Origin of the sequence: Cytobacillus firmus DS1, assembly GCF_000565285.1 — a bacterium.
In the GTDB taxonomy this organism is placed as follows: domain Bacteria; phylum Bacillota; class Bacilli; order Bacillales; family Cytobacillaceae; genus Cytobacillus; species Cytobacillus firmus_A.
The window spans coordinates 1-12,034 of the sequence record NZ_APVL01000032.1; the positions used below are offsets into that span (position 1 = coordinate 1).

At 41.8% G+C, this 12,034-nt stretch carries 16 protein-coding genes, 7 tRNA genes and 1 pseudogene; 19 read left to right on the forward strand and 5 right to left on the reverse strand.

The annotated features are described in order from the left end of the window. Positions 1-62 precede the first annotated feature (62 nt). The 7 genes from PBF_RS22715 to PBF_RS22745 all read left to right on the forward strand — a co-directional run bounded on the left by PBF_RS22715 (position 63) and on the right by PBF_RS22745 (position 674). Positions 63-146, forward strand: a tRNA-Tyr gene (locus PBF_RS22715). 7 nt (positions 147-153) lie between these two features. Further along, a tRNA-Trp gene (locus PBF_RS22720) sits at positions 154-227 on the forward strand. Positions 228-238: 11 nt separating this feature from the next. After that, positions 239-314, forward strand: a tRNA-His gene (locus PBF_RS22725). A 24-nt stretch (positions 315-338) separates the two neighbouring features. Continuing rightward, positions 339-413, forward strand: a tRNA-Gln gene (locus PBF_RS22730). 7 nt (positions 414-420) lie between these two features. Beyond that, positions 421-494 (forward strand) — tRNA-Cys (locus PBF_RS22735). 21 nt (positions 495-515) lie between these two features. Further along, a tRNA-Gly gene (locus tag PBF_RS22740) sits at positions 516-589 on the forward strand. A gap of 8 nt (positions 590-597) precedes the next feature. Next, positions 598-674 (forward strand) — tRNA-Ile (locus tag PBF_RS22745). Between the two features lie 84 nt (positions 675-758). On the opposite strand, the gene PBF_RS27100 is transcribed toward PBF_RS22745, so the two are convergent. Further along, positions 759-890, reverse strand: coding sequence for a hypothetical protein (locus PBF_RS27100; RefSeq protein ID WP_268745134.1), 132 nt, complete (start codon positions 888-890; stop codon positions 759-761). Positions 891-1,264: 374 nt separating this feature from the next. Between PBF_RS27100 and PBF_RS25980 the strand changes: the two genes are divergently transcribed. The 7 genes and pseudogenes from PBF_RS25980 (at position 1,265) to PBF_RS22770 (ending at position 6,218) form a co-directional block, all read left to right on the forward strand. Continuing rightward, positions 1,265-1,405, forward strand: a complete 141-nt coding sequence (locus PBF_RS25980; protein ID WP_152539729.1) for a cytochrome c oxidase subunit 2A — start codon at positions 1,265-1,267, stop codon at positions 1,403-1,405. A 12-nt stretch (positions 1,406-1,417) separates the two neighbouring features. Then, a complete protein-coding gene (locus PBF_RS22750; protein ID WP_035333055.1) occupies positions 1,418-1,882 on the forward strand; it encodes a cytochrome c oxidase subunit II in 465 nt (154 codons plus the stop codon). A 14-nt stretch (positions 1,883-1,896) separates the two neighbouring features. Further along, positions 1,897-3,591, forward strand: coding sequence for a cbb3-type cytochrome c oxidase subunit I (locus PBF_RS22755; protein ID WP_035333058.1), 1,695 nt, complete (start codon positions 1,897-1,899; stop codon positions 3,589-3,591). A 60-nt stretch (positions 3,592-3,651) separates the two neighbouring features. Then, positions 3,652-4,284: an SCO family protein gene (locus PBF_RS22760; RefSeq protein ID WP_035333060.1), complete on the forward strand. Its 633-nt coding sequence runs from the start codon at positions 3,652-3,654 to the stop codon at positions 4,282-4,284. Then, positions 4,281-4,841 carry a hypothetical protein gene (locus tag PBF_RS22765; RefSeq protein WP_035333062.1) on the forward strand — a complete coding sequence of 187 codons (561 nt, stop codon included), beginning with the start codon at positions 4,281-4,283 and terminating at the stop codon, positions 4,839-4,841. The genes PBF_RS22760 and PBF_RS22765 overlap by 4 nt, the downstream gene beginning before the upstream one ends. Continuing rightward, positions 4,841-5,144 (forward strand): annotated as a pseudogene (locus PBF_RS25640) (DUF2935 domain-containing protein); the annotation flags it as partial. The gene PBF_RS22765 and the pseudogene PBF_RS25640, both read left to right, overlap by 1 nt. A gap of 204 nt (positions 5,145-5,348) precedes the next feature. Continuing rightward, the gene (locus tag PBF_RS22770) at positions 5,349-6,218 is read left to right on the forward strand and encodes a cation diffusion facilitator family transporter (RefSeq protein ID WP_035333064.1); all 870 of its coding nucleotides are present in this window, start codon (positions 5,349-5,351) and stop codon (positions 6,216-6,218) included. A 37-nt stretch (positions 6,219-6,255) separates the two neighbouring features. Here PBF_RS22770 and PBF_RS22775 read toward each other — a convergent pair whose 3' ends face one another. Beyond that, positions 6,256-6,678, reverse strand: a complete 423-nt coding sequence (locus PBF_RS22775) for a hypothetical protein (protein ID WP_035333099.1) — start codon at positions 6,676-6,678, stop codon at positions 6,256-6,258. Positions 6,679-6,910: 232 nt separating this feature from the next. Here PBF_RS22775 and PBF_RS22780 point away from each other — a divergent pair, with 232 nt between their 5' ends. Next, on the forward strand, positions 6,911-7,447 hold the full coding sequence (locus tag PBF_RS22780; protein WP_035333066.1) for a DUF3267 domain-containing protein: 537 nt from the start codon (positions 6,911-6,913) through the stop codon (positions 7,445-7,447). A gap of 8 nt (positions 7,448-7,455) precedes the next feature. On the opposite strand, the gene PBF_RS22785 is transcribed toward PBF_RS22780, so the two are convergent. Then, complete coding sequence (locus PBF_RS22785) at positions 7,456-7,689, reverse strand: hypothetical protein (protein ID WP_035333068.1); 234 nt, start codon at positions 7,687-7,689, stop codon at positions 7,456-7,458. Positions 7,690-7,793: 104 nt separating this feature from the next. Continuing rightward, entirely contained in the window at positions 7,794-9,413 is a 1,620-nt protein-coding gene (locus tag PBF_RS22790; protein WP_035333070.1) for a bifunctional metallophosphatase/5'-nucleotidase, read from the reverse strand. Between the two features lie 135 nt (positions 9,414-9,548). Here PBF_RS22790 and PBF_RS22795 point away from each other — a divergent pair, with 135 nt between their 5' ends. Both PBF_RS22795 and PBF_RS22800 read left to right on the forward strand, forming a co-directional pair. Continuing rightward, entirely contained in the window at positions 9,549-9,833 is a 285-nt protein-coding gene (locus PBF_RS22795; protein ID WP_035333072.1) for a hypothetical protein, read from the forward strand. A gap of 133 nt (positions 9,834-9,966) precedes the next feature. Further along, a complete protein-coding gene (locus PBF_RS22800; protein ID WP_035333074.1) occupies positions 9,967-10,323 on the forward strand; it encodes a hypothetical protein in 357 nt (118 codons plus the stop codon). A gap of 30 nt (positions 10,324-10,353) precedes the next feature. Here the strand turns inward: PBF_RS22800 and PBF_RS27105 are convergent, their stop codons facing one another. Then, a complete protein-coding gene (locus tag PBF_RS27105; protein ID WP_268745135.1) occupies positions 10,354-10,485 on the reverse strand; it encodes a hypothetical protein in 132 nt (43 codons plus the stop codon). Between the two features lie 167 nt (positions 10,486-10,652). On the opposite strand from PBF_RS27105, the gene PBF_RS26600 reads away from it, so the two are divergent. Both PBF_RS26600 and PBF_RS22805 read left to right on the forward strand, forming a co-directional pair. Next, positions 10,653-10,835, forward strand: a complete 183-nt coding sequence (locus PBF_RS26600; protein WP_200870084.1) for a hypothetical protein — start codon at positions 10,653-10,655, stop codon at positions 10,833-10,835. Positions 10,836-10,917: 82 nt separating this feature from the next. Continuing rightward, on the forward strand, positions 10,918-12,018 hold the full coding sequence (locus tag PBF_RS22805; protein ID WP_035333101.1) for a serine hydrolase: 1,101 nt from the start codon (positions 10,918-10,920) through the stop codon (positions 12,016-12,018). Positions 12,019-12,034 lie beyond the last annotated feature (16 nt).

Consider the following 12,034-nt stretch of genomic DNA (forward strand, 5'->3'; position numbering starts at 1 on the left):
AATCCTTGTGTCGGCGGTTCGATTCCGTCCTGAGCCACCATTTTCTTAGTCTTTACAGACTTGGAGGGGTAGCGAAGTGGCTAAACGCGGCGGACTGTAAATCCGCTCCTTCGGGTTCGGCAGTTCGAATCTGCCCCCCTCCACCATTTATATAGGGGTATAGTTTAATGGTAAAACGAAGGTCTCCAAAACCTTTGATGTGGGTTCGATTCCTGCTACCCCTGCCAGTAGGATAGTGGCGGTTGTGGCGAAGTGGTTAACGCATCGGATTGTGGCTCCGACACTCGTGGGTTCGATTCCCATCAATCGCCCCATTATTCTTTTTAACTGCATTTTATTGGGCTATAGCCAAGCGGTAAGGCACCGGACTTTGACTCCGTCACTCGCAGGTTCGAATCCTGCTAGCCCAGCCATTTTTAAGGCAGCATAGCCAAGTGGTAAGGCAGAGGTCTGCAAAACCTCCATCCCCGGTTCAAATCCGGGTGTTGCCTCCAAACAAAAAAATTAATTTAAATGCGGGTGTAGTTTAGTGGTAAAACCTCAGCCTTCCAAGCTGATGATGAGGGTTCGATTCCCTTCACCCGCTCCAACACATATGGGCCTATAGCTCAGCTGGTTAGAGCGCACGCCTGATAAGCGTGAGGTCGATGGTTCGAGTCCATTTAGGCCCACCATAATACATACCATTATCAAACTAATTCCAATAGGGATTAGTTTTTTTTATTTATGTGAAACTTTTTGAGTTCAGTAAAGCCATCCTAATTTTCATTTATTTTATCTTCTAAGTCTTTCACTCTCTTCTCAAGTTTCTTCACTTTATCATCTGAAAAGAATGCAAAAGAGAACGCACCAGCTGCTAATGAAAAAGCTAAAATTACAAAAACATCCAAAATAGTCCCCCCAATTTTTATTTTTTTAATCTGCCGGTTAAGTTAAAACAATAATTTACAATTTTTACTATTATTTTAACATAAAATTCCAACCATCTTTTTGTATACTTCCTTAATTCTTTTAATGCTGGAGATTCCATATGAGCATTACATGATTATAAATGGGGTAAATTGCCTTTTTGTGAACTATTTGTGAACCGTTATGCTTCTCAGATCACCATTTGGTGGAGAAAACCCTTGATACTGCGGTATTTAGCAAGAATTACAACCCTTTTGCCCTTTGAGGAAATATGAAGAAAGTGTGATTCACTTCACTATTATGAAAACCCTTCTCAACTATGATGTAGGTAACAAAGTTAAGGAGCTGATGGAAGGTGGAAGCACGAAAAGTGGACCAGAGCAGTTCAAAAGAACATAACTCTCTAAAGGGTACGTTCTTTTCAGTTACAGTTGTAGGGCTTGGGATCTTTGTTACTTATTTAATAGTGTATGGCCTATATATGGCCAGATTATAGGGGGGATAAAAGATGATGCATCGTTCGGAAAAGATATGGCTCATTTTAAGCTTTGGAATGATAATTGGATTTATGCTGATCACGGGATATCAAACATTTGCTTTAGAGTTAGGGCCTCCAAGCTATGGGGAGCGAATCGATCCACAAAAAGTGGATGAAACAGCCCCATTTGATAATCCTGGCATAAAGAAGATTGGCGAGAAAGAGTATGAAGTTGTTATGACCCTTCAGGTATTCAGTTTTACGCCAAATGAGATTGAAGTGCCTGCAGGATCAACGGTTCATTTTACTCTGACATCAAAAGATGTCGTTCACGGGTTTCAGGTTGCCGAAACTAACTTAAATGCAATGGTTGTGCCTGGTTATGTACAAAAAATCACCCAGAAGTTTGATAAGCCAGGCGAATATTTGGTTCTTTGCAATGAGTACTGCGGTGCGGGCCATCAAATGATGAGCACGACCATTACAGTGAAATAAAGGGGGGATAGACAGTGGAAACAGTTATTAAGCAATCAGGAAAAACACAAGTTTTTAAGGATAAAGCAAATAAAGTTATGGGGATTAGCCTCGAGGATGCAAAATTAACGAAATCATATTTATCTGTTGCCTTCTTAGCCATCCTTCTGGGCGGAATACTTGGATTGCTGCAAGGCCTGAACCGGGCTGGAATGCTTGAATTGCCGGCATGGCTGAATTATTATCAGGTCCTTACAGCTCATGGCCTTCTGCTGGTAGTTGTACTGTCGGCGTTCTTTACAATTGGGTACTTCTATGCCGGGTTATCCCACACACTTGGCGGCCTGCTTCCTAAGGTCAGAAAGATGGCATGGATTGGCTTTTGGATGAAGGTTTTTGGATTTGTCTTAGCGGTGATCCCAATTTTAATGAATGAAGCATCAGTTATGTATACTTTCTATCCGCCGATGGCAGCTTCACCCGTTTTCTATATCGGCTTAGTATTTATCGTATTGGGTGTATGGATGTGCGCTTTTGGCTCCTTTATCAATGTGGCCAGCTGGCGTAAGAAGAATCCCGGCCAGCATATCCCGATTCTTTCTTTCTTTGCAACCGGCGTTTTTGTTCTCTTATTCTTCGGAAGCATACCTGTAGCCATTGAAGTCTTTACCATTATCCCGTGGGCTTTTGGATGGGTGGAGACAATAAATGTTATGGTCGCACGCACTTTGTTCTGGGCTTTCGGGCATACGCTGGTTAACATCTGGTATTTAACGGCAGTCTCTGCCTGGTATGTAATCGTGCCGAAGGTTATTGGCGGCCGAAGATGGAATGATCTATTAACAAGAATTGTAGTAATTGCACTCGTCATTATGAATATTACCGGAGGTTTCCACCATCAAATCATTGATCCTGGTATTTCAGAGCCAGTTAAATACATGCACGTGTTTATGAGTCTGGCAATTGGTTTTCCTTCTTTAATGACTGCTTATGCTATGTTTGCAGTATTTGAGCGCACAGCGAGAAAGAAAGGCGGAAGAGGTCTTGTTGGCTGGTATAAGAAACTTCCTTGGGGAGATGTTCGATTCCTCGCACCATTTATCGCAATGGCTGCTTTTATTCCTGCAGGAGCGGGCGGAATTGTACAAAGCACAAACCAATTGAACCAGGTAGTCCATAACACAATGTGGATCGTTGGCCATTTCCATTTAACACTTGGCATGTCGGTGGTTATGACGTTCTTCGGCCTAAGCTATTGGCTCATTCCTTATGTATCTAAAAGAGTATTGACTCCGCAGATCAATAAACTTGGGGTTATTCAAACGATTATATGGACGCTCGGTATGATCATCATGTCTGGTGCGATGCACTGGGTAGGGCTGCTTGGATCTCCGAGAAGAACTTCCTATTCAACATATTTTGATAATGCAACTGCTTTAAGCTGGGATCCTTATCTGTTCTTCCTGGCAATCGGTGGTACGCTTCTGATGATTGGTGTACTTATGCAGGTATACGCAGTTTTCTACCTCATGTTCTTTGCACCAAAAGGAAACACAGAGTTCCCTATTGCAGAAGTGGAAGAAGATGAAGCGCCAACACCTAGATGGACAGAACGCTGGGGATTGTGGGTCGTGTGTATGATTGTCCTTGTCGGCATGGCATATGTCATTCCATTAGTTGATTTCATTGTCAATGCTCCTCCAGGTTCACCTCCATATAAAACCTGGTAAGGAAAGAGAGATAGCTCGGCTGCTGGGCTGTCTCTTTCTTTTAAAAGGAAGTGAAGAATCATGTTTCCAAAAAATAGAACGATTTTATCAAGCTTGCTTGTACTGATGTTTGGTGCAGTCCTTTTTTACATTGGCACAGATGGGTTTCAGGCTTTTACTGCTGAATCAGCCAGGGTTAATCAGTTAATGGATGAAAAGCCTCAGTTCCCGGACGTAACGCTTGAAGATAATAATGGAAGGACCTACTCTTTCTCCGAATTTGAAGGGAAGTATGTTTTTATTACGTTTTTATATACTTCATGTGGTACTGTTTGCCCCGAGTTGGAGGTTAATATGTCTGAAGTATATAAACAGATTCCGGAAGATTATATTGGCCATGATATTCAGTTCTTGAGCATCAGCTTTGATCCGGAGAGGGATGATCCGAAAACATTGGACACTTACCGTAAAGCTTTCGGCAGTGACGGAGAAACGTGGAGAATGGCCAGAATTCCAGATAAGCAGGAACTTAAGTCTTTGCTGGACCGGTTTGGTGTCATTGTCATACCGGATGAATACGGCAACTTTGCCCATAATTCGGCTTTTTATCTGGTGAATCCAAAAGGACAGTTAATCGAAGTCATGGACTACACCCTGACTGAAGAAGCGGCTGATCGAGTAACCGAGATTCTGCTAAGCGGGAGGGAAGAATGATGAAGTCACCAGTTTACGGATTGCTTCTGCTCCTTGCATTGATACTCCCGCCTGCAGCTAATCTGCTGGAGTCCATTATGATTACCCATATGCATATGCAAATGCCCCTGCTGGTGATCTCTGGATTATTCATGGCTAAGTTCTTTCAGAATCGCTTTCCGGGGTTTTTCTCAAAATGGAATGAAAACGGAGTGCCGGGTCTATTGCTGTTTTCAATCATTATGGTATATTGGTCTCTGCCAAGGACGATGGATGAAGCTTTGACGCTTACAAGTGTAGAAGTCTTTAAATTTATCTCACTGCCATTTTTGGCAGGGGTGCCATTGCGGGACAGCTGGCCAAAGCTAAGTTCATTTTGGAAGCATGCTCTCATTATTTTTTTTACTATTCTTTTTCTAGCTCTGGGATGGCTATATATCTGGTCTCCTGTGCAGCTTTGCAATAACTATTTGGTTATTGAGCAGATTACGCTCGGCTGGGGTTTCATCTCAACCGCGTTTGCAATGGTTGTTTACTTGATTTATAGCTATTTTATGGATTTTTCAAAATATGAGTAGAAAGAAAGCTGGTTGAACAGGCAAATGAGTTCAGCCATGATTTCGATCAATTGCTATTCCAGGCTGTGGACCTGGATCGATGCAGCCTCAATCAGAAACAAAACCGATTCAGAGTTAATTCTTAAACCAGAATAAAGTTTCAGTTTCTTCATTAAGGGATTTTAAGAAAACAGCCAGAGAATTAATAGAAGCATGCCGGATCAAAAGCAATATTCACCCTCTTCTGGCTGACCATACATTTAGAGAAGCAGAGAGATTCTTAGAATTATCGATATGTTTGAGGCGAGTCTTAAGAGGGCTTAGATTTGATTGGAAGGCTGTTCATATTCTGTTTCCCACATTAAGATGATACAAATCAAGCCAGCCTTTTACGGGCTGGCTTGAATTTTCATTGGTACAACTTAATTGCACTTTGCTTATTTAGTTAATAATAGTCAAAAAGATTGCTCTAGACCCACCCGAATGCCGCTTGGTAATATAAGCAAGGGTAATACAGGAGGCTAGGGCATGGAAGAAGAAAAATATCGAAACCTTAAGTTGGGTGAACGAGCTGCGTTTATTAGCATCGCAGCTTACATATGTCTTTCAGTATTAAAGTTAACCATTGGATATATGAGTGATTCTGCGGCTTTGAAAGCGGATGGATTGAATAATACAACTGATATAGTTGCTTCAATAGCAGTGCTGATTGGGCTCAGGATATCTCAGCGTCCGCCTGATAAAAATCATGGGTATGGCCATTGGAAGAGTGAAACCATTGCTTCTATGGTAGCTTCCTTTATTATGGCTGGTGTAGGTATTCAAGTTCTGCTGAATGCTGTTTCATCCATGTTTGAAGGTGTTAATGAATCTCCTGATATTGTGGCGGCATATACGGGAGTTTTTTCTGGAGCGGCAATGTACTTTGTGTACCGCTACAACAAAAAATTAGCCATTAAAATTAATAGTAAGGCCGTAATTGCAGCGGCAAAGGATAATATTTCAGACGCCTGGGTGAGTATAGGCACAGCCATCGGGATATTTGGGTCGCAGCTGAACATGCCATGGCTTGATCCGTTAACAGCCATTATTGTCGGACTTTTAATATGTAAAACGGCTTGGGATATTTTTGTACAAGCTTCCCATGAGCTCTCAGATGGATTTGATGAAGAAAAGATTAATGAATATCAGGATGTCATCAAAAAAGTAAACGGGGTTAAAGGCATAAAAGACATTAAAGGAAGAAGCTACGGCAATAATGAAGTGATCGATGTGGTTATTTTGGTTAATTCCACGCTTGATATCAAGGAAGCCCATGATATTGCGACACATGTGGAAAAAGTGATGATGCAGGATCACGGTGTTTATGATGTGCATGTGCATGTTGAGCCAAATTGAAAAGAAAAATGCGTCTCCTGACGAGGCGCATTTTCCTTTATTGGCTGAACACCTTATCCAATTCCCTAAACTGGTCATAGGCATTGACCAGATGTTCAGGTACAATCTCTCTCCCATAATCCCAGGAGTTCTTTTCTATTTCAGCCATGAGCTGTTCTTTCTCATCATCTTCTCCGTACATAAGCGTTCTGATGTCATGTTTGTTTTTCTTGAAATCCAGATAATAGCCTATTTCATGATAAAGCATTAATTTAACCAGGTTCTCATCTGTCTCTTTTATTTTAAAATTGATTTTGGCTATGTAGCCGTTCACCTTCAGGTAGTTAAATTTGATTGTATTCGTTGTGACATTGCAGCTCATAGGTGAAGCGAGTGTATTGCTGAACTCGTAATTTATATTGAGACGCTGTTCATTTAATGTATGTAAAATGATTTTTTCAATATCCCAGATATACAGCACTTTCCCTATCACAGTCCTTTCACAGTTTTCTTCCTTGATTATACAAGTCTATCAGTGACGGTAACAGTGTTTTCAGTTACTTTAGGTCCATTTGGTCAGAAACTGTAAATTATGAAAAAATGAGGCTGAGGCAAAAGAAGGAGAATTGAATGGCGAAATAGAGAAATATGAAACTTCGCTGTTGCATGATTCGTAGGTATGGGTATTGACCAATTCTGATGGGGTGAGAAAATTGGAAAATAAAAAAGCAACAGTTGTTTCTATTTCAATGATGAAGCTGCAGATTTATTTATTCTTTGCAACATTAGTGCTTATATTTGGGGTCCTCTGTTTACATGCTGTGGCTTATGGCGGTGGGGAAATCTATTTTGACCTCACAGGTATGCTATTGTTTTTTGCTGGTATGGTTTTTATTGTTATTTTCCATGAAGCCATCCATTTGGCAGGTTTTCGCTATATTGGCGGTGTTCCCTGGAAGGAAATGTCCTGGGGAGTTAATTTGAAATTGGGTGTGGCTTATGCTCATGCCAAACAGCCAGTGACGGTTCAGCAGATGAAAAAGGTTTTAATGCTGCCATTCATTCCGACTGGCATATTGCCTCTTGTTCTTGGAATTGTATTGAATATGCCTGGATTATCGATATTAGGGGCGATATTGACTGTTGGGTGCTTTGGAGATCTTGTTTTGTATAAGAAACTCTTAAAATTTCCAAATGATGCTCTTGTCATTGACCATCCGAGTAAACCGCAATTTACGGTTTATGAATAGCGGTTATACTAGCTTTTATATTTGCTGTCCCATCTAATAAATAGCTGCGTGAAATAGAAAGCAACGAGGGCCGCCAATGCTGATATAAGGAGGTTTCTCATCGAATCCAGTCCATAGAGCCGGATCCCGATTAATTTAGAAGCAGTGGTGCACAATCTCCAGTTTTCATAAACAATGGATGCCTTATGAAAAAATGGAAAAAAGATACCGAACAGCATGAGAAAATAAATATATTTTTTCATTATCCTATTCCTTTCTGTTTAATCCTACTGGAATGATATGAGTCAGATTCTGTTATTAGTATCAAATAGACAAGAAAAAAGGACAGTCGCCGGGGCTGTCCTTTTTAGTCTATTCTCTTTATGCGTCCATCAATTGCCGAACTAAACGGCTGCGGGAGTTGCTTGATATATTTCTCCAGCGCATCAATATCCATTGGTCCAGTTACTTTATTTACCCCATTTCCAAAAACAGTAAAATTGTCTCCGCCATCTGCAAGATAGGTATTTACAGTGACTGAATAGATTTTATCCGGATCAAGCTTTTTTCCGTTGGGCAAATAGATTTCTTGTATTTTACTGCCGGCAGGCTGTCGGTCATCCCAGCTGTAAGTGAAGCCCGAGATCTGAAGGATTCGGGTAGTATCAGGCTGCCATTGCTGATTGAGAATTTCACGGATCTGGCTTCCTGTCAGGTTTATTTTAACCAATTGATTGCTGAATGGAAGGACGACATATAAGTTACCCCATGTAACAGGGCCTGCGTCAATGTCTGCCCGGATGCCTCCTGGATTGATGAAAGCGAAATCTGTGTTCATCGCTGCCCGCTCGGAATCAGCAATAAGATTGCCCAGAGCGGATTCACCGCTTCTGTTTCGTTCAGCTGTGATGGGGATGGCAGCAGTGCCAATATACCTGTTCACAGCAGGTTGTACTTTTCTTTCATAGTGATTGATCATCCTGGTTATGTCACTGGCGGGCTGGATATTCTCTTGAAAAACATTCACAATTTCAGCGTGCTTGCGGATAATATCTTTTGTCTCAGGATCTATTTCGATATCCACATCAGAAAAGGCAGTGCCGTATGAATAGGCCTGCACCAGGAGCTTCCCATCCACCACGCTGTTCAGATAAGCATGACTGTGGCCACCGAACATAATATCTACTTCTTCATCCACTTGATGGGCCAATTCTATTAGCTGTCCTGTGGCCAGTTCTCCATTTGGTTTTGATTTGCCGGGAACATGGGCCAGTACTACAATGGCTCTTACTCCCTGCTTTTTAAGTTCCCGGGTATACGTATTGATTGCTTCCGCTTCATCAGTGAAGGTAAGACCCTTCACACTATTTGGTGCGGATAAGCTTGGTGTTTGTTTCATGATTACACCGATAAACCCTATTGGGACCCCGCTGACATTTAAAACCTTATAGGGGGGAAGGATGGACTTGCCTGACGATTGGCTGATAACATTGGATGCAATCCATGGAAAGCGGGAACCAGGGTAACTCTTTGCAGCTGAAGGGCTTCCGCCATTTAGCAACCGAAGCAGTTCTTCCAGCCCCCGGTCGAATTCATGATTGCCTATGGTGCCAATGTCAAATCCCATCTTATTCAGGAATTCAATGGTTGGTTCATCCTTCAGGAGGGCGGATACTGGAGGACTGGCTCCTATAATGTCTCCAGTATGAAGCAGGAGGGTATTTTCATTTTCTGCGGCACGCTGGCGTAAATACGCTGCGAGATAATCCGCACGTCCTGCTGGTCTGCCGTTAATCTGCCTGGTCACATTCAGCTGGCCATGGAAATCATTGATTCCCAGCAACTGCACTTTCTTGTATGGCCCTTCTGAGCGATGTTCAATATGGCCATGATAATCCTCTGAGAGGCCTTGCTGATCCCATTGTTCGTTTTCACCCAGAGGCATTCCCAGGAAGCTGAATAATATAAGGGAGATAAGTACTTTCATCAATCAACCTCCAGTAATTGTGGCAGGGATAGTATTTGCAGATCTGCGGGATTTAATCGCAGGAACAGTTTATCCGATTTAATAAAGGGTAAGGTCATAATAGAAACATAATACTGCCAAAGGAGATGACAGCACATGAATTATAAGAAGCTTTTACTTTCAGTCCCATTGGGTGCAGGATTATTGTTGACAGGGTGCGGAACAGATGAACAGGAGCCGCCGCCGGAAACGGAAGATGTGGAATTGGAAGATAATCAAATGGAAGAAAACAATAATGAAGATAGTGAAATGCAGGATCCCGGCACATCAGAGGAGTCTGATATGGAGGAACCCGGCATGAATGAAGAATCTCCACAGGATGAAGAGAACATGGATGAAAATGATATGGATATGAATGATGAGGGTTCTGAAGAGAACTAATTGTCGATACACATCTATATCATGTGGAAAAACGGCTGCTAATGGCAGGCGTTTTTTCATTTTCAGCACTTTGGCTGCTGTGTTTACTGGATATAATAATGTTATTAATCCAAATTTGTGAGGGGAGAGAAACATGAACATTGATTCCATAAGGTTCACCGATCCTCCTGTCCATCATCAATTTCCGTCATTATATGAGAACCTGGGGCTTCCTGAGGTATCTTCCTTCATCGAACAGAAATATGAATTTGAATTTACAATAGGAAAAACAAAAAGGAAGGGACATGGAACCATTCGAAAGTATAAGCAAAGTGGGCAGTACAAGGTGCAGCTTACCGGAAAAATGACCGGATTCGGGCCGAAAAGGCTTGAAAAGCTGGAGCGGCTGCTGATTGAGAAGGTTAAGGAACGTTTTATAAACAATATAGAATCAGAAGTGAAAGCACAAAAAGTATATCATGTTCACTTTGGCCGTAATTCCAGGAGGTAGATAAGGGACAGGCAGACTGTCCCTTTTATATTATTTTGTGTTGTCCCTCTGGGCCTTTAAAGCGATTCTTTCGAGTCCATTTTCTCTGTCGTCAGCAAATTCTGTATCCTTTGGCAGAGCATTGTTTTTATGGTTTGATTTGTTTTTTTGATTCTTTGCCATGTTTGCACCCCCTTTTCACGAATAATGCATTTGCGTTCTTAGTTTGCATTTTTTTTATGAGGCTATGCTTTAAGTTTTTCGGACTGTCAAAACATTTAAAATAGGCCAGCGGATAACCCGGAAATTTCAATCAAACGTTTGATTGAATAGAAAAATACAGCAAAAGAGTGCACTTTAGCACTCTTTTCATTACATTAGCTGACCGGCAGTATGATCCGGATGATTGTGCTGTTTTGCGGCTCACTATGGACATTGATACTGCCTCCGGGGAGATGGACCAGCTGCTTGGCGATGGCCATGCCCAGGACGGTTCGTATAAGAGCTGGACAGATGAAGTGAAAATTAAATAGTTTTTTCCATATCAATGAAACCTCTGGGATTAGCTTTCGTATGTAATAAATAAAAGATAATCAGGAGGTTTCCTTTTTGAAGATGGTTTGGGTCATTACTGGAGTCATTCTGATTTTGACAGCAGCAGTTTTAGCAGGGTTCCTGTATCTCAAGAGTAAGAGTATCGGGGACCCTGAATCAATTATTGATTATGTGCAAGAACACAGGGAAACAGAAAATATGGCTATGGTTATTCGCTATAACGATGAGGACTGGGTCAGCATCAATAAGGACGTGCCGCTTCCTTTGGCAAGCACGGTTAAAATCATAGTGGCAATTGAATATGCGCGCCAGGCAGCAGATGGAAAGATAGACCCGCAGCAAAAAGTCGATCTAAAGACACTGGAAAAGTACTATGTTCCTAAAACAGATGGCGGGGCCCATGAGGCTTGGGTTAAAAGCCTTGCAGATGATGCGGAAAATGTGCCTTTAAGCGAAGTGGCAAATGGGATGATCGCTTACAGTTCAAATGCCAATACCGATTACCTGATAAAAGTTCTGGGGATTGAAAATGTGAATAAGCTCTCTGATGTTCTGCAGCTTTCCAGTCATGAAGAGATGTACCCGATTGTCAGTGCCCTGTTTATCCCGATGGAGCTGATGGAGGATAAGGGATTCACAAAAGAGGAAGCACTTAATGAATTGAAGATCATGAGTCTTGAAGAGTATCGAAAGAGAGCTATAAACATTCATCAAAAATGGGAAACCAGCCCGCCGCAAGAAAAGGATAAGCAAGAAGTTGTGAAGGTTCTGGATACGGAATTTCAAAAGGTATGGTCTGACAGGCTTCCGCGTGCTGCTGCTGGTGATTATGCAGAGCTTATGAAGCTGTTAAACAGTAAAAGTTATTTTTCCAAGGAAGTCCATTCCTATTTTGATCCAGTGATGGAACAGCTGATGAAAAATCCGAGTAACCGGGAGTGGCTTCAGCATGCAGGGCAAAAGGGCGGCTCAACAGCCTTTGTTTTTACTATCAGCATGTATGCAACCGATAAAGAGGGCAATCGTATTGAAATGGCATTCCTGGCAAATGATCTGAGCAATCTCGAATTCAAGAAGCTCTCAAATAATATGAACAGTTTTCAGCTTGAATTTATGACAAACAGCGAGTTCCGGAAATCTGTAAAAGAGAAGCTGCATTAAGAGTATAGAAGAAGCA